Annotated in this window: 23 protein-coding genes; 14 read left to right on the plus strand and 9 right to left on the minus strand. The window is 70.5% G+C overall.

Features of this window, described 5'->3' with window-relative positions; translation table 11 throughout:
- Positions 1 to 46 precede the first annotated feature (46 nt).
- Positions 47 to 379 carry a carboxymuconolactone decarboxylase family protein gene (locus Ate02nite_RS23060; RefSeq protein WP_203808921.1) on the plus strand — a complete coding sequence of 111 codons (333 nt, stop codon included), beginning with the start codon at positions 47 to 49 and terminating at the stop codon, positions 377 to 379.
- Here Ate02nite_RS23060 and Ate02nite_RS23065 read toward each other — a convergent pair.
- From Ate02nite_RS23065 to Ate02nite_RS23090, 6 genes are read right to left on the minus strand one after another with little or no spacing between them, the layout of a single operon-like run.
- Positions 345 to 1,463 (minus strand): AI-2E family transporter, encoded by a 1,119-nt coding sequence (locus Ate02nite_RS23065; protein WP_239147615.1) that lies wholly within the window; start codon positions 1,461 to 1,463, stop codon positions 345 to 347. The two genes, Ate02nite_RS23060 and Ate02nite_RS23065, sit on opposite strands and share 35 nt — an antisense overlap.
- Positions 1,447 to 1,893 (minus strand): DUF7144 family membrane protein, encoded by a 447-nt coding sequence (locus tag Ate02nite_RS23070; RefSeq protein ID WP_203808923.1) that lies wholly within the window; start codon positions 1,891 to 1,893, stop codon positions 1,447 to 1,449. The genes Ate02nite_RS23065 and Ate02nite_RS23070 overlap by 17 nt, the downstream gene beginning before the upstream one ends.
- A 2-nt stretch (positions 1,894 to 1,895) precedes the next feature.
- Positions 1,896 to 2,618, minus strand: a complete 723-nt coding sequence (locus tag Ate02nite_RS23075) for a potassium channel family protein (RefSeq protein ID WP_203808925.1) — start codon at positions 2,616 to 2,618, stop codon at positions 1,896 to 1,898.
- A gap of 1 nt (position 2,619) precedes the next feature.
- On the minus strand, positions 2,620 to 2,823 hold the full coding sequence (locus Ate02nite_RS23080; protein ID WP_203808927.1) for a DUF8691 family protein: 204 nt from the start codon (positions 2,821 to 2,823) through the stop codon (positions 2,620 to 2,622).
- Positions 2,820 to 3,020 (minus strand): DUF8691 family protein, encoded by a 201-nt coding sequence (locus tag Ate02nite_RS23085; protein ID WP_203808929.1) that lies wholly within the window; start codon positions 3,018 to 3,020, stop codon positions 2,820 to 2,822. Before Ate02nite_RS23085 ends, Ate02nite_RS23080 begins: the two co-directional genes overlap by 4 nt.
- A 4-nt stretch (positions 3,021 to 3,024) precedes the next feature.
- Positions 3,025 to 4,362, minus strand: coding sequence for a hypothetical protein (locus tag Ate02nite_RS23090; protein WP_203808931.1), 1,338 nt, complete (start codon positions 4,360 to 4,362; stop codon positions 3,025 to 3,027).
- 165 nt (positions 4,363 to 4,527) lie between these two features.
- Here Ate02nite_RS23090 and Ate02nite_RS23095 point away from each other — a divergent pair, with 165 nt between their 5' ends.
- The 6 genes from Ate02nite_RS23095 (at position 4,528) to Ate02nite_RS23120 (ending at position 10,427) form a co-directional block, all read left to right on the plus strand.
- The gene (locus Ate02nite_RS23095; protein WP_203808933.1) at positions 4,528 to 5,031 is read left to right on the plus strand and encodes a DUF1269 domain-containing protein; all 504 of its coding nucleotides are present in this window, start codon (positions 4,528 to 4,530) and stop codon (positions 5,029 to 5,031) included.
- Between the two features lie 72 nt (positions 5,032 to 5,103).
- The gene (locus Ate02nite_RS23100; protein ID WP_203808935.1) at positions 5,104 to 7,767 is read left to right on the plus strand and encodes an MGH1-like glycoside hydrolase domain-containing protein; all 2,664 of its coding nucleotides are present in this window, start codon (positions 5,104 to 5,106) and stop codon (positions 7,765 to 7,767) included.
- Positions 7,764 to 9,224 (plus strand): alpha-amylase family protein, encoded by a 1,461-nt coding sequence (locus Ate02nite_RS23105; protein ID WP_203808937.1) that lies wholly within the window; start codon positions 7,764 to 7,766, stop codon positions 9,222 to 9,224. Before Ate02nite_RS23100 ends, Ate02nite_RS23105 begins: the two co-directional genes overlap by 4 nt.
- 73 nt (positions 9,225 to 9,297) lie before the next feature.
- On the plus strand, positions 9,298 to 9,711 hold the full coding sequence (locus tag Ate02nite_RS23110) for a DUF6325 family protein (protein ID WP_203808939.1): 414 nt from the start codon (positions 9,298 to 9,300) through the stop codon (positions 9,709 to 9,711).
- A 24-nt stretch (positions 9,712 to 9,735) separates the two neighbouring features.
- Positions 9,736 to 10,170, plus strand: a complete 435-nt coding sequence (locus Ate02nite_RS23115; protein WP_239147616.1) for a DUF6325 family protein — start codon at positions 9,736 to 9,738, stop codon at positions 10,168 to 10,170.
- Between the two features lie 2 nt (positions 10,171 to 10,172).
- Positions 10,173 to 10,427: an SHOCT domain-containing protein gene (locus tag Ate02nite_RS23120; protein WP_203808941.1), complete on the plus strand. Its 255-nt coding sequence runs from the start codon at positions 10,173 to 10,175 to the stop codon at positions 10,425 to 10,427.
- Positions 10,428 to 10,492: 65 nt separating this feature from the next.
- On the opposite strand, the gene Ate02nite_RS23125 is transcribed toward Ate02nite_RS23120, so the two are convergent.
- Positions 10,493 to 11,350 (minus strand): M48 family metallopeptidase, encoded by an 858-nt coding sequence (locus tag Ate02nite_RS23125; protein WP_239147617.1) that lies wholly within the window; start codon positions 11,348 to 11,350, stop codon positions 10,493 to 10,495.
- Between the two features lie 305 nt (positions 11,351 to 11,655).
- Here Ate02nite_RS23125 and Ate02nite_RS23130 point away from each other — a divergent pair, with 305 nt between their 5' ends.
- From Ate02nite_RS23130 to Ate02nite_RS23160, 7 genes are all read left to right on the plus strand, one after another.
- On the plus strand, positions 11,656 to 14,217 hold the full coding sequence (locus tag Ate02nite_RS23130) for a winged helix-turn-helix domain-containing protein (RefSeq protein ID WP_239147618.1): 2,562 nt from the start codon (positions 11,656 to 11,658) through the stop codon (positions 14,215 to 14,217).
- An 83-nt stretch (positions 14,218 to 14,300) separates the two neighbouring features.
- The gene (locus tag Ate02nite_RS23135; RefSeq protein WP_203808943.1) at positions 14,301 to 14,882 is read left to right on the plus strand and encodes an HdeD family acid-resistance protein; all 582 of its coding nucleotides are present in this window, start codon (positions 14,301 to 14,303) and stop codon (positions 14,880 to 14,882) included.
- A 1-nt stretch (position 14,883) separates the two neighbouring features.
- Positions 14,884 to 16,731 (plus strand): phage holin family protein, encoded by a 1,848-nt coding sequence (locus tag Ate02nite_RS23140; protein ID WP_203808945.1) that lies wholly within the window; start codon positions 14,884 to 14,886, stop codon positions 16,729 to 16,731.
- Positions 16,728 to 18,086: an amino acid permease gene (locus tag Ate02nite_RS23145; RefSeq protein ID WP_203808947.1), complete on the plus strand. Its 1,359-nt coding sequence runs from the start codon at positions 16,728 to 16,730 to the stop codon at positions 18,084 to 18,086. The genes Ate02nite_RS23140 and Ate02nite_RS23145 overlap by 4 nt, the downstream gene beginning before the upstream one ends.
- The gene (locus Ate02nite_RS23150) at positions 18,083 to 19,294 is read left to right on the plus strand and encodes an arginine deiminase (protein WP_203808949.1); all 1,212 of its coding nucleotides are present in this window, start codon (positions 18,083 to 18,085) and stop codon (positions 19,292 to 19,294) included. Before Ate02nite_RS23145 ends, Ate02nite_RS23150 begins: the two co-directional genes overlap by 4 nt.
- A gap of 11 nt (positions 19,295 to 19,305) precedes the next feature.
- The gene (argF, locus tag Ate02nite_RS23155) at positions 19,306 to 20,307 is read left to right on the plus strand and encodes an ornithine carbamoyltransferase (protein WP_203808951.1); all 1,002 of its coding nucleotides are present in this window, start codon (positions 19,306 to 19,308) and stop codon (positions 20,305 to 20,307) included.
- Between the two features lie 2 nt (positions 20,308 to 20,309).
- Positions 20,310 to 21,224, plus strand: coding sequence for a carbamate kinase (locus tag Ate02nite_RS23160; RefSeq protein WP_203808953.1), 915 nt, complete (start codon positions 20,310 to 20,312; stop codon positions 21,222 to 21,224).
- Between the two features lie 81 nt (positions 21,225 to 21,305).
- Here the strand turns inward: Ate02nite_RS23160 and Ate02nite_RS23165 are convergent, their stop codons facing one another.
- Positions 21,306 to 21,791, minus strand: coding sequence for an RDD family protein (locus tag Ate02nite_RS23165; RefSeq protein WP_203808955.1), 486 nt, complete (start codon positions 21,789 to 21,791; stop codon positions 21,306 to 21,308).
- The gene (locus tag Ate02nite_RS23170) at positions 21,788 to 24,469 is read right to left on the minus strand and encodes a cation-translocating P-type ATPase (protein WP_203808957.1); all 2,682 of its coding nucleotides are present in this window, start codon (positions 24,467 to 24,469) and stop codon (positions 21,788 to 21,790) included. Before Ate02nite_RS23170 ends, Ate02nite_RS23165 begins: the two co-directional genes overlap by 4 nt.
- Positions 24,470 to 24,511: the final 42 nt, after the last annotated feature.

The following is a 24,511-nucleotide window of genomic DNA, read 5'->3' on the forward strand; positions in this document are numbered from 1 at the left end:
CGCGCGGGATGAGGTCCCGGCGATCGCCGGCGCGTTGGCTACGGCCATGGATGACGCCATCTTTGACAATGCCCTACGTGAACTGGCCGAGGGTGGGGGACCGGTGCTCGAGGCGCTGGCCCGGCAGTCCCAGGGCGCCCTGCAGGGTGCCGGGATCGAACCGCAGACCGCGCTGCTGGTCCGGATCGCCGCGCTGATCGCGCTGGACGCGGCGCCCGCGTCCTATCTCGTCCACCTCGGGGTGGCCGACGAGGCCGGGATGAAGGCCGAGGCGATCGAGGCCGTGCTCATCGAGCTCGCTCCGCTCGTCGGCACGGCCCGGATCGTCTCGGCGGCCGGCAAGATCAATGAGGCTTCGCGGCAGCTGTCGGCACCGTGACCCGCTCGTCCCGGCGGTCCGGCGGTTCCGCGTTGTCCGTACCGGACAGCAAGGGGTTGATCCACCGGGTCGCCGGGTCGATGTCGACAAGCAGGCCCTTGGCCAGCAGGCTCAGCGGGATCGCGAGCAGCGCGCCGAGCGGGCCGAGAACCCAGCCCCAGAAGACCAGCGACAGGAACGACACGCTGGCCGACAACCCGACCGCGTCGCCCACCACCTTGGGCTGAATCACCGACTGGATCACGAAGTTGACCGCGCAGTACAGCGCGACCACCCAGAGCATCCCGGCGACACCGTCCTGCAGCAGCCCCAGCAACGCCGGTGGGATCACCCCGATGATGAAGCCGATGTTCGGGATGTAGTTGGTGATGAACGACAACAGCCCCCACAACAGTGGCAGCGGGATGCCCAGAGCCCACAGCAGGAAGGTGTCGGCCACCGCCACGATCAGGCCGAACACCGTGGTCACCCACAGGTAGCGGCGGGTGCCGGAGGCGAACGAGCGCAGCGCGCCGATCACCTCCGGCCGCTCGGCCGCGCTGGCCCGCATCCGGGCCGGGAAATCCACCGCGTCGATGCACATGAACAGCAGGACGGCCAGCAGGAACACGGTGTTGGACAGGGCCGCCGCGACCCCGCCGAAGACGAACTCGACGACGTGCGCGACCGAGCCGGGATCGGTGGCCTCGTGCAGGGCGGCCAGCACCTGGCCCTGGTCGACGCCGGCCGCCGCCAGCGTGCGGGTGAGCTGGTCGCGCAGGTCGGTGAACTGCTCCTGGTACTGCGGCATCAGGTCGATCAGCCGAGCCAGCGACAGCGCCATGGCCGTGCCCAGCGACACCAGCAGCAGGTAGACGGCGGTCACGTTGGCGATCATGGCGAGCCACAGCGGGACGCCGCGGCTGCGCATCCAGACCGCGATCGGGCTGATCGTCACGGTGAGCATGAGGGCGAGGAAGACCGGACCGAGCAGGTCGGCCGTGACTCGCATCCCGCCGACGACGACCACCAGGCAGGCCGTGCCGAGCAGGACGATGACCCCGCGCGGCAGGCCGGCCGGTGGCGGCTCAGTACCTGACCTCACGGCCGTGCACGGCGAGGGCGTAGATGACCAGGACGTCGAGGGCGATGACGATGGTGGCCCAGATCGGGTAGGCGGGCAGGAACGCCAGGTTGGCCAGGGCGCTGAACACCGCGATGATGATGCCGGTGACCCGGGCCCAGGTCTGCCCGAGCAGCACCCCGATGCCGGTGCCCACCGCGATCAGGCCGAGGACCAGGTGGGTCCAGCCCCAGGCGGTGAAGTCCATGGTGAGCAGCAGGCCGCTGGGTGCGACCAGGTAGTAGTCGTCGCGGAAGATGCCCACGAGTCCCTCGATCGCCTGGAATCCGCCGAGCATCATCAGCATGACGCCGCCGAAGACGACCAGGCCGGCCCAGGCGGTCGGCTGTGGCTGCCGCGCCGGAACATAGGGTGAATCGGAGGCCGGTGGCCTCTGCCGTGTCTCGGACATGCCTACTCCTCACTAGAGCGGTCGGTCGGCACCACGCTCGTCGGTGCCGGGTCGGCCGGGGCCATCCCCGGCGAATGAAAGTTGCGCCAGCCGCGCGGGCTCCACACATTGACCACCTTCGCCACCGCGGTGACCAGGAACAGCTGGCCGAGCAGGGCCTCGAGGACGGCGAAGGTGCGGCCGGGCTGACCGGCCGGGACGAGGTCGCCGTACCCGGTGGTGGTGAGCGTGACGAAGCTGTAGAAGAGGGCGTCGGCGAGTGTTCCGTCGCCGTGGTCGCCGAAGAACGGGCCGGCCTGGAAGGCGGCGACGCACTTGTACGCGAACGCGAACGCCATGCCCAGCATCAGATAGGTGGACAGCGCCCCCATCAGCAGCTCCCGGTCGACGTCGAGGCGCCGGCCCAGATCACCGAGGATGGACAGCGGGGCGAGCAGGTAGAGCAGCGTGCCGGCCAGGAAGGTGATGCCGACCAGGGTGCGGCCGTGCGCGAACAGGTTCCACACCGCGGCCAGCACGGCGAGCAGGAAGACCAGGGCGGCGCCGAGCCGGACGGCGGGGCGGGCCCGGGAGACGCGCAGCGCGTAGAAGACCGTGCCGATCTGCGCGAACAGCAGCAGCGAGACCGACCAGCGGTCGGCGGCGGTCGTCCCGATCACGTAGGTGGCGGCGATCAGCAGGATGGCCGGCCCGTAGCTGTCCGGGGACCACGGCGACACCCGCATCTCAGGGAAGCCGGCGGATCTCGATCAGCCGCAATCCCATGCCGTGCATCCGGGAGATCAGCCCGAACAGCGCCGACTGGTCGGGTAACTCGCCGTACAGCACCGTCTCGGGTGGCTCCACCGAGACGGTCATGTCGACGAGCTCGTCCAGGAGTTCGGAGGGAATGGTGCCGGACACCCTCACCTGGTAGTTGGTCGCGGTCATGATCCCTTCCCTTCCAGGAAGACCAGCTCCACCCCCGATTCCTGCAGCCGGAGCAGAAGGTGGTCGAGTTCCGCGGGCGACATCCGGCCCCGGATGGTGCTCTGGGCCGGCAGCGTCTCGACCCGCAGATCGCCGAAGACACGCCGCAGCAGTGGGCCGATCAGGCCGCGGATCCGGATCTCGTATCGCTCCCGCATGACGTCACCCTGCCGCGGCCGGGGCGTCCGGCGCGTCATGCGAGGGGAGTGAACGGTCGCGTGCCAGCAGGGTCACGCCCACCTCGTACACCGCGAGCAGAACCACCACGACGAACAGCGACGTCCACGACGACAACAGCAGCGCCACGATCGCAGCCAGCACCAGCCCGCCCACCCGCAGCACGTCGAGGTGGGCCGCGATCCAGCGGGGCGAGGGCCGGCCGATATGGAGAGCGCCGCGCCGCACCTGAGAGCGCAGCCACACCGCGCCCCGGCCGGGACCGGCGAGGTACGCCACCACGGCCAGCACCGCGCCGATCCACAGCAGCTGCTGACCGCGCAGCCGGAGCAGGCCGAACACGCTGGTCATGGCCGCGGCCACGCCGTCGCGGTAGACGCCCTCGGGCACCCCGGCCAGCACGTCCGCCCGTACCCCCCGAAGCACCGCGCGCACCGCGACCGCCGCGACCACCAGGCCCAGCCCGAGCTGGAGGATCGTCCGGCGGCGGCCGGTCGAGATGATCAGCGCGAGCGCGAGAAGGACGACCGTGAGGGTCACGAAGATGGCGAGGGACCGCTTCGCGGTCGCGACGCTCTCCTGCACCGCCGCCAGCCGGCCGGCGTCGTAGATGGTGAACTGGGCGAAGTTCGCCGGCAGCGGGACGCCGAGCGCGTCCTGCACCCGGGCCCGCAGGTTGTCCGGTATCTCGCCGCTGCTCAGGTCGGGCAGGGTGATCTGCTTGCCGAACAGCGTGGGCAACTGGGCGCTCAGGTTCCGCAGCACCTGGTTGATCAGCGGCAACAGGTCGATGTCGACATGGTCGGCGGTCGCGCCGATCACCTCGCTGCGGTCCTCCACGATGGCCAGCACCCGCTGGTGGGCGCGCCGGTTCAGCTCGATCCAAATGCCCTGGAACCCGTCGCTCTGCAGCACGTTCGTCACGGTCCGGTCGACCGCCTGCCGCAGCTGCCCGGTGATCGGGCCGGCCACGAACGCAGCCTGCTGCGGCAGCACCTCGGTGATCCGCCGCTGCACGTCGAGCACCTCGAACACCTGGGTGGTCGTGTACTCCGCGACCGCGGTCGCCACCTGCGGGTCCTTCGGCAGCGGCGCGACCGTGGACACCCAGCGGCCGGTGCTCAGGACGGTGGTCGCGGCCCACAGCCCGACGACGCTCGCGACAAGCGCGAACGCGGTGATGGTGATGAAGACGGCCGCGGCGACCCGGCGCAGGGAGAGCAGAGCGAACTCCCGGCGCCGCCGATCGTCGAGACGACCCTGGAGGGTGGCGAGCTCGGCGCGCAGGCGCTCGATCTCGACGGGCGCTTCCGTGTACGTCATCAATGCCCCCTGAACTCGGCTTTCCCAGGCTCGCCGGGCGGGGTCCCGGGGGCGTCATCCGGCACGAATGAAGGGCATCGGTTCATTCCCCCGGTATGAGGAAGGCGCCGCCGCGGTGTGGCTGACTGGGCTGGCATCGCGACATACCGAGAAAGGGCGTGAATCATGGCAACACTGGTCGCCATCGGGTATCCCGACGAGACCACGGCGACGGCCGCGTCGCTGGAGGCCGACCGGCTGTCCAAGGACCTGATCCTGCAGCCGGACGCGATCGCGGTGATCATCCGCGATCGTGAGGGCAAGTACCACGTGACCACGAACCACCACGCCGTCGGCGGCGGTGCCACGTGGGGGATGTTCTGGGGGCTGCTGTTCGGGCTGCTCTTCTTCATCCCGGTGATCGGCATGGCAGTCGGCGCCGGGCTCGGCGCCCTGATGGGCAAGCTGACCAAGGGCTCGATCAACAAGCAGTTCCAGGATCAGGTGCGCGACCTGCTGCAGCCGGGCACGTCGGCGCTGTTCCTGATCGTCGAGAAGTCCACCCCGGACAAGGCGATCGACGCACTGAAGAAGTACGGCGGCACGGTACTCAAGTCGTCGCTGTCCAAGGAGGACGAGGCCGAGTTGCAGGAGGCGCTGCACGGCTCGGACGCGGCCGCCACTGTCTGACCTATCCGCGGCCTGCGTCGTTCATCCGTCTCGAATGACGCAGGCCACCCGGCCCGGGCCGACGATGAGGGCATGACGAACGTCGAGCAGCAGCGCCTCGCCGACGTGTTCCCCTGGCGGCGATGGGGCCCCTACCTCAGCGAACGGCAGTGGGGTTCGGTTCGCGAGGACTACAGTCCGGGCGGTGACGCCTGGGGCTACCTGAGCCATGACGCGGCCCGCAGCCGGGCCTACCGGTGGGGTGAGGACGGCATCGCCGGCTTCAGCGACGACCACCAGCAGCTCTGCCTGGCCCTGGCGATGTGGAACGGGCAGGACCCGATCCTCAAGGAACGGTTCTTCGGGGTGACCAACGCCGAGGGCAACCACGGCGAGGACGTCAAGGAGTACTACTTCTACGTCGACGGCCTGCCCTCCCACGCGTACATGCGGATGATTTACAAATACCCCCAAGGCCCTTTTCCGTACGAGGACCTGGTGGCCACCAACCGCAGTCGCGGGCGCGACGCCTTTGAATACGAGCTGCTCGACACCGGCGTTTTCGACCAGGACCGCTATTTCGACGTCGAGGTGGAGTACGCGAAGGCGACGCCGGAGGACATCCTGTGCCGGATCACCGTGCACAACCGCGGTCCGTCCGCCGCCACCATCCACCTGCTGCCGACCCTGTGGTTCCGCAACACGTGGAACGGCTCGGGGGCGGGCCGGCCCAGCCTGTTCGAGGTGCCCGGGGTGCGCGACGCCGCCGTGCTCGAGGCGCGGCATCCGGCGCTCGGCCGGCGGTGGCTGCTCTGCGAGGGCGATCACCCGCTGCTGTTCACCGACAACGAGGACGGCCAGAAGGACGGCATCGGGCGGTTCGTGGTCGAGGGCGAGACGACCGCGGTGCACACCTCGGCCGCCGGGACCAAAGCCGCGTTCCACGTGACTGCCGAGATTGGTGCCGGCGAGTCGGCAGTACTGCGGCTACGCCTCACCGACGAGCCGGTTCCGCTCGAAGCGGTCCGGGAACGGCTGTCCCCGCCCGGCTTCGACCAGATCGTCACCCGGCGCCGGCAAGAAGCCGACGAGTTCTACGCCGACCGCCTGGGCGGCGACCTCACCGACGGCGAACGGCAGGTCGCCCGCCAGGCCCTGGCCGGGATGCTGTGGAGCAAGCAGTACTTCGGCTACGACGTGGAACGCTGGCTCACCCAGCACGGCCGGGACCCGCTCGACGCCGGCGACATCCGCAACGGTGACTGGAACCACCTGCTCGCCGACGACATCATCTCGATGCCGGACGCCTGGGAGTACCCGTGGTTCGCCGCCTGGGACCTCGCCTTCCACACTGTCGCGTTCAGCGTGATCGACCTCGACTTCGCCAAACGCCAGCTCGACCTGCTGCTCAGCCGTCGATACCTGCACCCCAACGGCCAGATCCCGGCGTACGAATGGAACTTCGGCGACGTCAACCCGCCGGTGCACGCCTGGGCCACCTATCTGGTCTACGAGCTGGACAAGGCGCAGCGCGGCGACGGCGGCGACCGGCTCTGGCTGACCACCGCCTTCCACCGGCTGGCCAAGAACTTCACGTGGTGGGTCAACCGCAAGGACGTCGACGGCCGCAACGTCTTCCAGGGCGGCTTCCTGGGCCTGGACAACATCGGGGTGTTCGACCGCAGCGCGCCGCTGCCCACCGGCGGTCACCTCGACCAGGCCGACGGCACCGCGTGGATGGCCCTGTACTGCCAGAACATGCTGCAGATCGCGCTGGAACTGGCCCGGGACGACCCGGCCTACCTCGAGCAGGCGCAGTCCTACGTCGAGCACTTCGCCTGGATCGCGGCGGCCGTGAACGCGCCTGCCCTCGCGTCGATGTGGGACGAGGAGGACGGTTTCTTCTACGACCTGCTGCGCCTGCCGGACGGCACCGCCGTACGGCTGAAGGTCCGGTCCATGGTTGGTCTGTTGCCGCTGGCCGCCGCGACCGTCTTCGACTCGGCCGTCAGCGCCCGCTTCCCGCAGCTCATCGACGAGGCCAACCGGTTCCTCGGCCGGCACCCGAGTGTCGCCGCCGCGTTCCCGCCGGGCCGCTTTGCCGGGCGGCCCGGCAGCCACCTGCTTGCGTTGTTCGACGAGACCCGGCTGCGCCGGATCCTGGAGCGCATGCTCGACGAGAACGAGTTCCTCAGCCCGTACGGCCTCCGCTCGCTGTCGCGCTACCACGAGGAGCACCCGTTCGAATTCGACGCGGGTGGCGCGCGGTACCGGGTCGCCTACACGCCCGCCGAGTCGGACAGCGGCATGTTCGGCGGCAACTCCAACTGGCGCGGCCCGGTCTGGTTCCCGGTCAACGCCCTGATGATCCGGGCCCTGCTCAATCTCTATGTCGGCTACGGCGACGAGTTCACCGTGGAGTGCCCGACCGGCTCCGGCGTGAAGATGACGCTGTACGACGTGGCGAAGGAACTCTCCGACCGGCTCACCCGGCTGTTCCTGCCCGCCGCGGACGGCCGCCGCCCTTGCTTCGGCGGCCAGGAGGTGTTCGACCGCGAGCACTGGCGTGATCTGCTTCTGTTCTCCGAGTACTTCCACGGCGACAACGGCGCCGGCCTCGGCGCCGCCCACCAGACCGGCTGGACCGGGCTGGCCGCCGTCTTCCCGCTGCTGTTCGCCCGGGTCACCGGCCCGGAACTGCTGGAGCACGGGATGACCGGGATCTTCCAGGCGATCGACGACGAGGAGCCGCAATGACCGCCCCGGTGGTGTACGAGATCGACGCCTGGCCGTGGCTGACCGGGATGCGCCTGCGGTTCGGGCACGACATCACCCTCGCCGACATCCCGGCCGAGGTGTGGGACGAGACGATCCCGCCCGGCACCGACGCGGTGTGGCTGATGGGGGTCTGGGAGCGCAGCCCGGCCGGTCTGGTCGTGGCCCGCGCCAACCAGGACCTGCAGCGTTCCTTCCGCGCGGCCCTGCCCGACCTGCGGCCGTCCGACCTGGTGGGATCCCCGTACTGCGTGCGCCGCTATGTGGTGGACGAGAACTTCGGTGGGCCGGCCGCGCTCGGCGCCTGCCGGGCCGAGCTGGCCCGCCGCGGCCTGCGGCTGTTCCTCGACTACGTGCCCAACCATGTTGCTCCCGACCACCCCGCGGTGGCCGAGGAGCCGGATTGGTTCGTCAACGGCGACGAATCCGATCTGGCTCGCGAACCGGACGGCTGGTTCCGGGTCGGTGGCCGGATCATCGCCCGCGGCCGGGACCCGTACTTCCCGCCGTGGCCGGACGTCGCCCAGCTGAACGCGTTCGCGCCGGGCCTGCGCGCGGCGGCGGTCCGGGCCCTGTCCGGGATCGCCACCCAGTGCGACGGCATCCGCTGCGACATGGCCATGCTGCTGACCACCGACGTCTTCGCCCGCACCTGGGGTGCGCACGCCGGTCCCGCCCCGGCCACCGAGTTCTGGCCGTCGGTGATCGGGGAGTTGCGACCGGCCCATCCCGGGGTGGTGCTGATCGCCGAGGCGTACTGGGACATGGAGTGGACCCTGCAGCAGCAGGGCTTCGACTACTGCTACGACAAGCGGCTCTACGACCGGCTGGCCCACGAGGACGCCGAGTCGGTCCGCAAGCACGTCGCGGCCGGCCGTGATTACCAGGACAAACTCATCCGGTTCATCGAGAACCACGACGAGCCGCGGGCGGCCGAGGCCTTCCCGGCCGGGCGCGACCGGGCCGCCGCGGTCGCGATCGCCACCCTGCCCGGGGCGACGCTCTGGCACGACGGCGAGTTCGAGGGCCGGCGGACCCGGTTGCCGGTCTTCCTGGGCCGGTTCCCCGACGAGCCGGTCGACGCCGACCTGCGTGCCTTCCACCACCGCCTGCTGGCCGTGGTGTCCGGCCTGCGGCGCGGCGACTGGGCCCAGCTGGAGACCCGGGGCTGGCCGGACAACCCGACCCACCACGACGTGCTCGCCTGGACCTGGCACGACGACGTGCCGCACCACCTGGCCGTGATCAACCTGTCCGACCACCCCAGCCAGTGCCGGGTCAGCCTGCCCTGGCCGGCCCTCGACGGTCGCTCCTGGCGGCTGATCGACCTGCTCGACGGGGGTGTCTTCGACCGCGACGGCGGCGAGCTGGCCCGCGACGGCCTCTACGTCGACCTGCCCCCGTGGGGCCGGCACCTGCTGGCGGTCACCGCCGTCTGACAACCGCACCGCTGCTGCCCGCTCATTCGCCACGGGTGATACGGGGTGGGTGACGGCGGCGGATGCTGACCACATGGCATTGGGTCCGCTGGAACTCGTCGTTCTGTGCTTTCCCGCATCCCGCCTCAACGACGGCGTCCTCGCGACGCTCGAACGCCTCGACAGCGCACCCGGGGTACGGGTGGTCGACGTGCTCGTCGTCCGCACCGACGCCGTTGGCGGGGCCTGTGGGGTGGAACTCTCCGAGCTGCCCGGCCTGGCAGTCGACCCGGTGGCCATCGTTCGACTGGCCACCGGACTGATCACCGAGACCGACGTCGACGAGGTCGGCGCGCTCGTCGACCAGCAGACCGACGCGCTCGCCGTCCTCGTCGAACACCTGTGGGTCAGAGACCTTGCCGACAAGGTCGCCACCATCGACGGCACCCTCCTGACACTGCTGCACATACCGGCAGTCCAGGAGGTCTACGCCATCGCCGGAACGTGAGCCGGAACGTGAGAGGGGAAATCAGTGGAAGTGACGGAGATGGGGCCGGTCGACTACCTGTGCATCGAGTTCCCGCCGGGCAGCCGCACCGGTGCCGGCCTGCCGATGCTTGTCGACCTGGTGGAGAGGCACCTCATTCGGATCCTCGACCTGCGGTTCCTGCGCAAGGCCGCGGACGGCACGGTCGCCGAGCTGGACGGCGAGCAGATCGGCGACGGCCTGGCCCTGTTCCAGGGCGCCGCGTCCGGGATGCTCGGCAACGACGACCTGGTCGAGGCGGCGAACGCCCTGGAAGCGGGCAGCGCCGCGGTTCTGATCGTCTACGAGAACACCTGGGCCGCACCGCTGGCCGTGACACTACGACAGGCCGGCGCCCAGCTCGTCGCCGGCGGCCGCATCCCGGTGCAGGCGCTGCTGGCCGCGCTGGAGGCCTCCGAGACCGACTACGCGAGGAGCTGACCATGGGACTGCTCAGGGGAGTGGCGCGCACCGCGGTCATCGCGGGCACCGCCACCGCCGTGTCCAACCGGGTGTCTCGCCGGCAGTACGGCCGCTGGTCCCAGCAGGCCGAGGAAGAGCAGCCGCAGGAGGCGCCGGCGGCGGACGACCCGCAGTCGCGCCTCGCCGCACTCCAGCAGCTCGGCGAGCTGAAGGCGCAGGGCGTCCTCAGCGAGGCCGAGTTCGAGCAGGAGAAGGCGAGGATTCTGGGATCTTGATTCCGGGGGTGAGAGACGCCGGCCGCCGATGGCAGGGAGACCATCGGCGGCCGGCGTTGCCCGTGTCAGGCGGTGGTCCGGGCGGCCTGGTGCTTCTTCAGCAGGCCCAGCCGGAACAGGTGCTCGAGCCGGCGCACGGTGAACGGATGCGACATCGGCAGCTGGGCCAGCCCGGTCCAGAAGCCGTGCAGCTTCCGGCCCTGGCTGAGCAGTTCGTCCACGTTGACGTCGTTCTCCACGTACCGGCCGGCGGTCAGCACGATCAGCCCGTTCACGCCGGTCGGGCACAGGTGGGCGCCGTGCCGGTCGCACGAGTACTCACGCAGCCGGGAAAGCGCCGGGCCGAGCAGCGGGATGCGCTCCGAGTACGCCACCGCCAGCTGGTACCACAGCGCGACGTGATGGAGCCGGATATGGCCGAGTTCATGACCGAGGATGAACCGCAGCCCGTCCCGATTGTTGTTGTACAGGTTCGCGAACAGTTCGTTGGACAGCACCACGTAGTCGTGCCCGGTCGCCTGGGCCGCGAACGCGTTCAGCGCGCCGTTGCCGTTGCCCAGATAGATGACCGGCCGGCGACGCAGGCCCAGTTCGTGGGCGAATTCGTCGGCGGTGGCATAGATCTCCGGGAACTGGCGCGGCGACAGCTCGACCGCGGAGCCGCGCACCGACGCCCGCTGCGTCTCGCGCACGATCACCAGGGCCGGGATGAGCAGGAGCAACCCGATGAACGCCGAGCGGATCGTGACACCCCAGCCCGACTCGCGGACCGCCTGCGGCACGAACGGCAACGTCGCCGCGGCGTTCAGGATCACCAGGATGATGAGCACGTTGAGCGCCACCATGAAGGCGAAGAACGGCACCTCGACCGGGTGGCGAAGCCGGCGATCGGGCAGTGGTGGAGCACCGGTGGACCTCGTCACGATTCCTCCTCGAAAGTGGGCACGACGTGAGGGTCGCCCGCTTCGGAGGTCGTCGCTTCATACCGGCGGGATGAGCCGATGAAACGACACACGGTTGCGTTCCCGATCAGTCCTGTGTTGGGCTGTTGTGCGAAGAAGCAGTACACAATGGACGACAATTACGTACAGTCATGTCCGAGCTGTGAATTCCTGCTGCGGACCAGGGATGAATCGGTGGCGGGAATGACCTTCCGTAAGAGTGGTCGTCGTCGCTCGGAGTTTCCTCTTGGCCGCCGGCGGGCCACGACCGCGGGGGTGGTTGTCGCGTGAGAGAGACCGGATGGATCACCACTCCGGGCCGGCTCGGCCGCCCGGCGGTCCGCCAGCCCATGGTCGTGCGCCGCCGCCTGGTGGAGATGCTCGACTGCGGGGTTCGCCGGGCGGTGACGCTGGTGTGTGCCGGCCCGGGCTGGGGCAAGAGCACCCTTGTCGCGTCCTGGGCCGAGGCGCGCGCGGCCAGCGGGCCGGTGGCCTGGCTGACCCTCAGCGCGCAGCACAACGAGTCGCCGGCGTTCTGGTCGGACGTCATGATGGCGTTGCGGATGGCCGGCGTCGACGAGGCCGGCTTCGACGCGGCGCACCTGCGGTCCGGCCTGGCCGGGTTGCCGGCGCCGGTCGTCCTGGTCCTCGACGACTTCCACGAACTGACCGACCCGCGGGTGGTCGGTGAGCTGTCCGTGCTGCTGCACGACCCGCCGCCCGCGCTGCGGGTCGTCGTGATCAGCCGCGGTGAGCCGAGCCTGCCGCTGCACCGGTTCCGGGCCGCCGGGGACCTCACCGAGATCCGGGCCCGGCATCTGGCGTTCCGGGCCACCGAGGCCGCCGAGTTGCCGGTCGTGCACCGCCAGCGGCTGCCGGTGTTGGACCTGGCCGAGCTGCTCGACCGCAGCGAGGGCTGGGTGGTCGGACTACAGCTGCTCGCCGGGGTGCTGGCCGAGGATGGCGGACCGGTCAACGGGGAGATCCGGGCGATCACCGATTACCTGCTGCGCGAGGTGGTGGCCATGCTGCCGGTGAAGACCCGGATGTTCCTGCTGCGCACCAGCGTGCCGGAGTCGGTCTGCGGCCCGCTCGCCGACGCGCTCACCGGCGACCTGTCCGGACGCACCCTGCTCGAACGCCTGGAGCGGGCGGACGCGTTCGTGACCCGCGATCCGGCCCGGCCCGGCTGGTTCCGCTATCACCCGCTGCTGCGCGACGCCCTGCGCCACCAGCTCGACCTGGACGGGCCCGGCACCGAGCCGGCCCTGCACCTGCTCGCCGCGCAGTGGTACGCCCGGGAACGGCTGATCCTGGACGCCCTGCGGCATGCGGCGGCCGCCGGGGACTGGCCGCTGTTCGGCCGGATCTGCGTCGAACACGCCATGATCGGCATCCTCTCCGGCGAACGGGGTCCCCTGGTCGAGGTGCTGCGTCAGGTGCCGGCCGAACGCCACGCGGACACCCCCGAACTCGCCCTCTGCGCGGCGGCCGTGCGCTACGACAGCGGCGACCGCGGCGGCGCGGCCGTGATGATGGCCCTGGTCCGCTCGCCGTCCGGGTTGAGCCCCTCCACCGGGATGACGTTGCGCCTGATGGAGGCCGGCCTGCGGTTGTGGCGGCCCGGCGACATGCCCGGCCTGGTCGACGCCGCCACCGACACGCTGCGCCGGCTCGCCGGGTTCCGGCTCGACGAACTGCCCTCGCTGCTGCAGTTCCGGGCCGTCGCGCTCGACGAGAAGGGCTCCGGCCTGCTCTGGATGGACCAGCCCGACCACGCCGACCGCTACCTGTGGGCCGCCGCCACCGCCGCCCGCAGCGTGGGCGTCACGCTCATCGAGATCAGTGCCCTCAGCCATCTGGCCCTGCTCGTCTACCTGCAGGGTTCGTTGCGCGAGGCCACCGAGTTCGTGAACTCGGCCCTGGACCTGGCCCGTCGGACCGGCTTCGAGACATCCGCCCAGGCCGGCCTCGGCTATCTCACTCTCGCCCTGATCGAGCTCGAGTACGCCCGGGTCGCCGAGGCCCAGGAGGCGCTGCGCAACGGCCTGCACGCGGGCGGCGAGGAGCCGTCCGCCACGCTGTCCGTGGTTTCCGCGGTGGTGCGGGCCGGCCTGCTGATCATGTCGGGCGAGCCGGCCGCGGCCCGCGCGCTGCTGGGACGGGCCCGCGCCGAGGCCCCACCCACCCTGAACGCGCCGCTGCTCGAGCGCTGGGTGGCCCTGACCGAATCGGAGGCCGACCTGGCCCTCGGCAGCCCGCGCGAGGTCATCGCCCGGTACCGTCCGGCGCCGGCGCGCGGCACGCTCACCCCGGCCGAGCAGGTCTGCCTGGCCCGCGCCCACCTCGCGGTCAGCGACCACCAGGAGGCCGAGGGACTGCTGGCCCGGGTGCGGCAGGGCACCAACCACGTGGCGGTGGCGACGGCCTGGATCGCGACCGCGTTCTCGGCCGACGCCGAGGGGCACGGAAACCGGTCGATCGACGCGTTGTCGCACGCCGTGCTGGCCGCCGAGCGGGAGGGCATCCGCCGGCCGTTCCGCCGGTTCGACGAGCGCCGGATGGCCGCGCTGCTGGACCGGCGGCGCTGGCTCGACGAACACGAGCTGCCCGGCGAGGGGGTGCTGGGCCCGGACGGGTCCGCCCAGCCGCCGGCCGACGTGCTCAGCGAGCGGGAACGGGACGTGCTGCGCTACCTGCCGACCGTGCTCACCGCCGGCGAGATCGCCGGCAACCTCAACATCTCGATCAACACGGTGAAGGCGCACATGCGGGCGATCTACCGCAAGCTCGGTGCGGCCCGGCGGCGGGAGGCGGTGGTACGGGCGCGGCAGATCGGCCTGATCTGAGGCGGTCACCCGACCGGGATGAGGACCGGGGGCGGTGGTGCGGCGTTTGCTGAGGCTCACCTCGTACGGGAAAGGGGAGGCCGATGGCCGACACCTCCGCACCCAGCCTCTGGAACACCGCCGTCAGCGAGACACGTAGCCAGCCGTTCCCCTGGTGGACCGTGCTGATCACCGGCCTTCTCGGGGTCGCGTTCGGCATCGCGGTGCTGGTCTGGCCGGACATCAGCCTGCGGATCATGGCCGCGCTGGCCGGCCTGTGGCTCTTCGTGGCCGGCATCGCCCGGATCATCGGGGCGTTCCTGCCCGGCACCGGCGTCAGCGTCGTCGGCCGGGTGCTCTCCGGCGTGGTCGGCATCATCGTGCTGGTCGCCGGGATCATCTGCCTGCGCAACGTGGTCACCCGGCTGGTGCTGCTGGCCCTGCTCTTCGCGATCACCTGGATCCTTACCGGACTGAGCGCGGTGCTCATCGGGGTCCAGCGCGACGGCGGTGAGCGGATCGCCCTGATCCTGCTCGGGGTGCTGGCCCTGCTGGCCGGCTGCGTGTTCATCTTCACGCCCGGACTGTCGCTGGCCACCCTGGTGATCCTGGCCGGGGTCAGCAGCCTGGTGGTGGGCGCCTCCGAGGTCGTACTCGCCCTCATCCTGCGCCGGCACCCGGCCTGAGGTGAAACTGCTGCCGCTCGGCTGGGCGGCGCTCGCCCTGACCGTCGCCCTGCTGCCCGGGCTGTCCGCCGACAACGGCTGGGCGGTCCTGGCCGCCGCGCTCCTTCTGAGCCTGTTCGGCCTGGTGGTGCGGCCGGCCGTGGCCGCCCTGATGGCCCGGATCGGCTGGGCCGGCGTCCTCGGCGGCTGGCTGCTGGCGCAGGCCGCGCTGGTCTACGCGGCGCTCGCGACGACTCCGGGGATCCACGTCGACGGGTTCTGGACCGCGTTCTGGGCGTCCTGGATCTACTCCGGGCTGATGAGCGCGGCGCTGTGGCTGATCACCGCCGGCCGGACCGAGGCGGTGACCCGGCACCTGCTCTGGGCCAACCGCCGGTTCCGCCGGCAGGTGCCGCGGTCCGACGTGCCGGGCGTGGTCATCGTGCAGATCGACGGGCTCTCCGCACCCCTGGCCAGGTGGGCGGTCGCGGCCGGCAACCTGCCCACGCTGGGCCGGTGGCTGCGGTCGGGGAGCCACTCGCTGGTCGAGTGGCACGCGCAGCTGCCGGCCACCACGCCGGCCAGCCAGGCCGGGCTCCTGCACGGCGCGAGCGACCAGGTGCCGGCTTTCCGGTGGTACGAGAAACCGGCCGGCCGCCTGATCGTGACGAACCATCCGGCCGACGCCGCCGAGGTCGAGGCCCGGTTCTCCGACGGCAAGGGGCTGCTCGCCGACGGCGGGGTCAGCGTCAGCAACGTCTTCTCCGGGGACGCGCCGACCAGCCTGCTCACGATGAGCACCGCCCGGGCCGGTCGCGGGCCGGCCCGGTACGTCAGCACGTACCTGCTCGACCCGTTCGGCCTGACCCGCTCGCTCGTCATCACCGTCGGGGAGGTCGTCAAGGAGCTCTTCCAGGCGCGGCGGCAGCGGTTGCGCCGGATCGAGCCGCGCATCCGGCGGGCGCCCTCCTACGTGGTGCTGCGCGGCGTCACCAACGTGGTGCTGCGTCACCTCAACCTGACGATCATGGCCGAGCACCTGATGCGCGGGGCGCCGATCATCTACTGCGACTTCGTCGACTACGACGAGATCGCGCACCACGCCGGCCCGGCCCGGCCCGAGTCGCTGGCCGCGCTGGAGGGCATCGACGGCGTTCTCGCCAATCTGGAGGAGGTGGCGGCGGCCGGCCCGCGCCCGTACCACTTCGTGGTGCTCTCCGATCACGGCCAGAGCCAGGGCGCCACGTTCCGCCAGCGGTACGGCATCGGCCTGGCGGATCTGGTGCGAGGCTCGGTCGAGACCACCGGCGGCGAGTACGTCGTCCTCGCCGGGGGCAACCTCGGCCTGATCTACCTGGCCCGGCGGCCGGGGCGGCAGACCCTCGAGGAGGTCGAGGAGAACGACCCGGGCCTGATCGACCGGCTCGTCGCCCACCCCGGCATCGGCTGGATCCTGGTCCGATCCAAGGCCGACGGTCCGGTCGTGCTCGGCCGCGGCGGGCGCCGGTTCCTCGACGACGACCGGGTCGAGGGCACCGACCCGCTGCAGGGGTTCGGCGACCGGGCCGCGAGCGATCTGCGCCGCCACGACCGGCTCGACCACGCGCCCGACATCCTCGTCAACAGCCTGCTCGACCCGGACACCGGCGAGGTGGCCGCGTTCGAGGAGCTGGTCGGCTGCCACGGCGGCCTGGGCGGTGAGCAGGACCGGCCGGTGCTGGTCCATCCGCGGGCCTGGCCGGTGGAGATCGAGCTGGACAGCGCCGACGCGGTCCACGCCCAGCTGCGCCAGTGGCTCGTTCATCCGCGCGGGGTGATGGGCCCCGAACCGCCGCAGCCGCAGGCTGAGCCGGCGAAGGGAGCGTCATGACCGATCTGGAGTCCACCCCGAAGACCGCGGCGGCCCCCCGCTCGCTGGGCCTGCCGCAGGCCACCGCCCTGATCCTGGGCAGCATCATCGGGGTCGGCATCTTCAACCTGCCGTACTCGCTGGCCGCGATCGGCCCGATCAGCATCTTCTCGATGGCGCTCACCACGGTGGGCGCTCTCGCCCTGGCGATCATGTTTGCCGCGCTGTCCCGCCGGATGCCCGCCGACGGCGGCCCGTACGCGTACGCCCGCGCCGCGTTCGGCAACGGCGCCGGCTTCATCAACGCCTGGTCCTACTGGATCACCGCGTGGGCCGGCAACGCCGCCATCGTCACCGGCTGGGTGTTCTACGTCGAGCACTTCGTCAACAAGGGTGGGATCACCGGCTGGTCGATCGTGATCGCGCTGGTCGGCCTCTGGATCCCGGCCCTGGTCAACCTGGTCGGCACCAAGAGCATGGGCGCCGTCCAGCTGTGGACGACGATCATCAAGTTCATCCCGCTCGCCATCATGTCGACGGTCGGGCTGCTGTTCATCAGCTCCGGCAACTTCACCCCGTGGAACGTCAGCGGGCAGACCAACGTCGCCGCCATCGGCAGCGCCATGGCCATCTGCCTGTTCAGCTACCTCGGCGTGGAGACCGCGGCGGTGGCCGCGGCCAAGGTGCGCGACCCGGAACGCAACGTGCCCCGGGCCACCGTCTACGGCACCCTGGCCAGCGCGATCGTCTACCTGCTCTCGATGGTGGCGATCTTCGGCACGGTGCCGACCGGGCAACTCGCCCTCGACGAGAACAAGGCGTCCTACTCGGTCGCCGCCAACGTGATGGCCGGCGGCGGGCACTGGGCCGGCGACCTGGTCGCCGCGGCGGTCATCATCTCCGGCTTCGGTGCCCTCAACGGCTGGACCATGATCTGCGCCGAGATGCCGCTGGCCGCCGCCAAGGACGGGCTGTTCCCACGGGCGTTCGGCCGGCTCTCCCAGCGCGGGGTACCGGCCATCGGCATCATCGCGTCGACGGTGCTGGCCAGCATCGCGATGGCGGTCAGTTACTCGGGCAGCAGCGGCGCCACGGTCTTCAACACGCTCGTGCTGATGACCGGGATAACCGCCGCCATCCCGTACGGATTCTCGGCCCTGGCCCAGATCAAGTGGCGGCGCGCCTGGTTCACGCGCGATGCGCTGATCGCCGTACTCGCCCTGTTCTTCTCGATCCTCTTCGTCTGGTACTCGCGGAACACCGGCCAGGACGCCTGGTACGTGGTCTGGGGGCCGTTCCTGATGGCCGGCACCGCGTTGCTTCTGGGAATCCCGGTCTACCTGTCCATGAAACAAGGAGATGTAAAACCGCGATGAGCTTCCACGTGGACTCCGAGACCGGGCGGCTGCGCCAGGTCATCCTGCACCGGCCCGGCATCGAGCTGAGCCGGCTCACCCCCGACAACATCAACTCGCTGCTCTTCGACGACATCCTGTGGGCCAAACGCGCCCGCGAGGAGCACGACGCGTTCGCCTCGGTGCTGCGCGAACGCGGGATCACCGTGCACTACTTCGCCGAACTGCTGGCCGACGTGCTCGACGATCCGAAGGCCCGCGACTGGGTCCTGGAACGGATCATCAACGACGACACCGCCGGGCCCAACCTGGCCGACCCGCTGCGCCGGCTCGCCGATCAAGCGGAGAGCGCCCGGCTCGCCGAACTGCTCATCGGCGGGGTGCTCAAGAGCGAACTGGCCGGCTTCACCGTCAACAGCCTGCGCTGGGAATTGATGAACGCCGACGAGTTCGTCCTCACCCCGCTGCCCAACCACCTGTTCCAGCGGGACAACTCGGCCTGGATCTACGGCGGCGTCAGCATCAACCCGATGGCCATGCCGGCCCGGCTGCGCGAATCCGTGCACTCCACCGCGATCTACCGGTTCCATCCGCTGTTCGCCGAGGCCGACTTCCAGATCTGGTACGGCGACGACGCACACCGGGCCGCCACCCTGGAGGGCGGCGACATCCACGTGCTCGGCGCCGGCGTCGTGATGATCGGGCTGGGCGAGCGGTCCACCGCGATGGGCGTGGAGAACCTCGCGCTGCGGCTGTTCGCCGCGAAGGCGGCCCGGCTGGTCATCGCGGTGGAGCTGCCGCACTCGCACGCGATGATGCACCTCGACACGGTGATGACCATGATCGACCGGGACACGTTCGTGCGGTACCCGTACCTGTCCGGCCCGCTGCGGTCCTGGACCGTGACGCCGGCCGCGGCCGGCGGCCTCGACGTCGTCGCCAACCACGACCTGTTCCCGGCCATCGCCGACGCGATCGGGCTCGACCGCTACCGGGTGCTCGCGGCCGACGAGGACGTGCGGGCCGCGCAGCGCGAGCAGTGGGACGACGGCAACAACTTCCTGGCCGTCGAGCCCGGGGTGATCGTCGGCTACGAGCGCAACGTCACCACCAACACCTACCTCCGCAAGCACGGCATCGAAGTGATCACCATCGCCGGCAGCGAGCTGGGCCGCGGCCGTGGCGGCCCCCGCTGCATGACCTGCCCGATCGAGCGCGACGCCGTCTAGGAGGCCTCCCCATGTCGTTCAACCTGCGCAACCGCAGCTTCCTCAAGGAGCTCGACTTCACCACGGCCGAGTGGCGCTTCCTGCTGCGGCTCGCCGCGGAGCTGAAGACCGCCAAGTACGCCGGAACCGAGGTGCCCCGGCTGTCCGGGAAGAACATCGCCCTGATCTTCGAGAAGACCTCGACCCGCACCCGGTGCGCGTTCGAGGTCGCCGCCCACGACCAGGGCGCGCACGTCACCTTCCTCGACCCGGGCAGCACCCAGCTCGGTCACAAGGAGTCGGTCGAGGACACCGCCCGGGTGCTCGGCCGGTTCTACGACGGCCTGGAGTACCGCGGTTTCGCCCAGGAGAACATCGAGACCCTGGCGCGTTACTCGGGCGTGCCGGTGTGGAACGGCCTGTCCGACGAGTGGCACCCCACCCAGACGCTGTGCGACCTGCTCACCATGCGCGAGCACACGGTCAAGCACGACAACGAGATCGGCTTCGCGTTCCTCGGCGACGCCCGCAACAACATGGGCAACTCCCTGCTGATCGCCGGCGCAATGATGGGCATGGACGTGCGGATGGTGGCGCCCGAGGGCCGCTGGAACCACGACGACGTGATCAAGAAGGCCCGGCAGATCGCCGAGACCACCGGCGCCCGGATCCGGCACACCGACGACGTCGCCCAGGGCGTGCACGACGTCGACTTCCTGTACACCGACGTGTGGCTGTCCATGGGCGAGCCCAAGGACCAGTGGGACGCGCGGATCGCGCTGCTCAAGCCCTACCAGATCAACATGGAGACGGTCCGCGCCACCGGCAACCCGGCCGTCAAGGTCATGCACTGCCTGCCGGCCTTCCACGACCGCCGCACCAAGGTCGGCGAGGAGATCTTCGAGCACACCGGCCTGGACGCCCTCGAGATCACCGACGAGGTGTTCGAATCGCCGTACTCCATCGTGTTCGACCAGGCCGAGAACCGGATGCACACGATCAAGGCGATCATGGTCGCCACCCTCGGAGGCTGAGCATGCGGATCGTCATCGCCATCGGCGGCAACGCGCTGCTGCAGCGGGGACAGCGCCCGGACGCGGAGGTCCAGCGGACCAACGCGCTCCGGGCGGTCCGCGCCCTGGCCCCGCTGGCCGCCGACCACGAGCTCGTGGTGACCCACGGCAACGGCCCACAAGTGGGCATGCTGGCCCTGGAGAGTGCGGCCGACCCGGCCCTCGAGGTGCCGTACCCGCTCGACGTCCTCGGCGCCCAGACCCAGGGCATGATCGGTTACTGGCTGCTGCAGGCGCTGCAGAACGCGCTGCCCGGCCGCCAGGTCGTCGCCGTGCTCGACCAGACCCTGGTCGCCGCCGACGACCCGGCCTTCCAGTCGCCGGAGAAGTTCGTCGGCCCGGTCTACGACGGCCCGACCGCCCATCAGCTGGCCATCGACCGTGGCTGGCACATCGCCCCGGACGGCGAATACTGGCGCCGGGTCGTCCCGTCGCCGCAACCCCAGCGGATCGTCGAAACCCGCATCCTGCGCTCGCTGCTCTACACCGGCGCGGTGGTGGTCTGCGCCGGCGGCGGGGGAGTGCCGGTGGTCCGCGGCGAGGACGGCCGGCTGTCCGGCGTGGAGGCGGTGGTCGACAAGGACCTGGCCACCGCGGTCCTCGCTGAGGCCCTCGACGCCGACGCGCTGCTGCTGCTCACCGACGTGCCGGCGGTGGTGCGGGACTTCGGCGGCCCGGACCCGGAGCCGATCTCCCGGACCACGCCGGCCGCGTTGCGCCGGGAACGCTTCGCGGCCGGCTCGATGGGCCCGAAGGTCGAGGCGGTCTGCCGCTTCGTCGAGATGACCGGCAACATCGCCGCGATCGGCGCCCTCGACGACGCCGCCGACATCCTGACCGGCAAGGCCGGCACGATCATCACCCCATCCGGGACATAACCCGCGTCGCGCCAGGCAGCCTCGCCGCTTTCGGCGAGGCTGCTTTTTCGTCCGTACGCGGTGCGACAAGTCCCGTGGCACTCAGTTCCGCTGGGCGCGACTCACCCTCCGCGCGCCCCCGCCGGGCGGGCCCGGCGGGCCCGGCTGTCCTGCGGCCCGGACGACGAGGGTTCGCGCGAGCTTGTCGTGGATGGCCTGGTGCCGGCGGTCCACGATCAACCAGAGGGCGCCGATCGGGAAATAGGCCAGCAACACCGCCCGCACCAGCGCGGACAACCAGTGCAGCCGTCGCCGGCCGGTGCCCACGACCCGCAGTCCGGCCACCGCCATCCCGGGTGTGCGGCCGGCCAGCGCCCAGAAGATCGCGCAGTAGAGAGTGAACAGCCCGGGCAGGACCACGAAATACGCCGCGGTCACCGCCCGGGCCAGGTCACGAGCATCATTGCCGACCACCGACGCCACCATGCCGAGGCCGGTCACTACCGCGGCCGCCGCGATCGACACGACGAGGGCGTCAACCACGTAGGCAATCGTGCGGCTCACCGCCCCGGCCGGAACTCCGCTCATGCTGCTGCGGCGGCCAGCACTGCTTCGGCCGCGAGCGGCGGGCGCCGGCGCAGGAAGATCTTGCGGATCTCGGTGAGCACCACGACCGACAGCGCCGAGCCGATGCAGATCAGCCACTGCCCGGCGTTGAGACCGGTCGTGTTGAGCAGCCGCTGGAGCAGGTCGAGCTGGGTGGCCAGGAAGATGGCCGCCAGCGACATCGCGCTGGTGATGACGAACCGGCGGTCGCTGAACGTCTCGAGGCTGAACACCGAGCGGGTGTCGCTACGGACGCTGAACGAGAAGAACAGGTTCATGAACGCGAACGCGGTGACGCCCATCGTGCGGGCCGCGTCGAGGCCCCACTCCCGGTCGGCCCACCAGATCACCAGCAGCGTGGCGATGCCCATGACCAGGCCGACGACGCCGAGCCAGCCGAGCGCGGCCCGGCTGAGCAGCGGCTCGTCGGAGCGGCGCGGCCTGCGCTGCATGATGTCCGGGTCGCCCTTGGCATAACCGAGGCCGACCGACTGGAACACCTGGGTGGTGAAGTTGAGCCACAGCGTCTGCAGCGGCACGAACGGCACCCCGGCCGCGATGTTGAAGATGCTCGCCGCCAGGAACGCGACGACCATGCCGACAAGCGTGCCCATCTGGAAGAAGATGTACTTCTTCAGGTTGTCGTAGAGCTCCCGGCCCAGCCGGACGGCCTTGACGATGGTGGCGAAGTCGTCGTCGGTGAGGATCATCGCAGCGGCTTCCTTGCTCACCTCGGTGCCGGTGATCCCCATCGCGATGCCGATGTCGGCCTTCTTCAGCGCGGGAGCGTCGTTGACCCCGTCGCCGGTCATCGCGACGATGTGGTCCTTGCGTTTGAGTACCTCGACCAGGCGGACCTTGTGTTCGGGCGTGACCCGGGCGATCACGCCGATGCCGTCGATCTGCTCGTCGGCCTGCTCGTCGGTCATCGTCGCGAAGTCGGCGCCGGTGATGGCCCGGCCGCGGATCCCGAGCTGACCGGCGATCGCGGCCGCGGTGACCGCGTGGTCCCCGGTGATCATGCGGATCTGGATGCCGGCCGCGTGCGCCTCGGCGATCGCGGCCTTCGCCTGCGGGCGGGCCGGGTCGACGATGCCGACCAGGGCGAGCACGGTCAGCCCGTCCAGGGCGGCGAGCAGGTCACCGCCGGCGTCGAAGGTGGCCGGGTCGAAATCCTTGCGGCCGGTCGCCATCACCCGCAGGCCCTGCTCGCCGAGCCGCTGGTTCTCCGCGAGGTACCGCTCGTGCACCTCGGCGGTGACGGTGCTGAGCGCGAGGAGCTGGTCGGGTGCGCCTTTCACGTACGCCCGGATCACGCCGTCCATCTCGTGGAAGGTGGCCATCATCTTGTAGGCGGCGTCGAACGGCAGCTCCGCCACCCGCGGGTAGTGCTCCCGGGTGGCGACCACGTCGATGCCACCCTTCTCGGCCAGCACGACCAGCGCGCCCTCGGTCGGGTCGCCGATCATCGTGCCGTCACGCACCACGGCGTCCGAGGCCAGGGCCATCGGCAGCAGGAAGTCGTCGAGCGGCACGTCCGGTTGCCCGGCCACTCGCTTGATCGTGCCCTCGGTCGAGTAGCCGCTGCCGGAGATCACGTACCGCCGGCCCGGGATGGTCATCTCGGTGGCGGTCATCTGATTCAGCGTCAGGGTGCCGGTCTTGTCGGAGTTGATGGCCGAGGTGGAGCCGAGCGTCTCGGTCGAGCGCAGCCGCTTGACGATCGCGTTGGCCTTCGCGAGGGTGGTGGTGCCCAGCGACAGGATGGTGGTGACCACGGCCGGCAGCCCGGTGGGGATGGCCGAGACGGCGAACGCGATGGCCGCCGTGAAGACCACGTTGAACTCGTTGCCCCGGGCCAGGTTGAGGAGCACCGAGGCGAGCAGGGCAAGACCGGAGATCACCAGGATCTGGTTGGTGAGCTTGCCGAGCTGCCGGGTCAGCGGCGTCTCGGCCTCCTTCTCGGTCTGCAGCATGCCGGAGATGTGGCCGACCTCGGTGTCCATGCCAGTGGCGGTGACCAGAAGCTCGCCGGCACCCCGGGTGACGTTGGTGTTCATGTAGGCCATATCGGCCCGGTCGCCCAGGTCGGTCTCGACGGCGCCGACCGGTTCGACGTTCTTGCTGACCGGCAGGCTCTCGCCGGTCAGCGCCGACTCGTCGATCTCCAGGGTGGCGGCCCGCAGCAGCCGTCCGTCGGCCGGCACCAGGTCGCCGGCCTCGAGCTGCACGACGTCCCCGGGCACGAGCTCCTCGGCGGGCAGTTCGACCAGGGTGCCGTCCCGGCGTACCTTCGCCTTGACGATCATCATCTTCTGCAGGGCGCCGATGGCGGCCGCAGCCTTGCCCTCCTGATGCAGGCCGAGCACCGCGTTCAGCAGGGTCAGGGCGATCAGCAGGATGCCGGTGCCCCACTGTTTGAGCGGCACCATGCTGCCGATGCCGGCCGCCAGCAGCACGATCTGCATCGGGTCGGCGTACTGCCGCAGGAATTTGCGCCACCAGGGTTCCTGGTGGCCCTCGGCGAATTTGTTCGGCCCGTAGCGCTCGCGCCGCCGGGCGGCTTCCGCGTTGCTCAGGCCGGACTGCTGGTCGACCTCTTCGACCTGCAGGGCCTCGGCGACGGTGAGGACGTGGAAGGGCTCGGTCACGGTTGCCATCGGCTGCTCCTTCGTCACATGAAAACAGGAAAGGGGTACGGC

It is taken from the genome of Paractinoplanes tereljensis, assembly GCF_016862435.1.
GTDB classification, from domain to species: domain Bacteria; phylum Actinomycetota; class Actinomycetes; order Mycobacteriales; family Micromonosporaceae; genus Actinoplanes; species Actinoplanes tereljensis.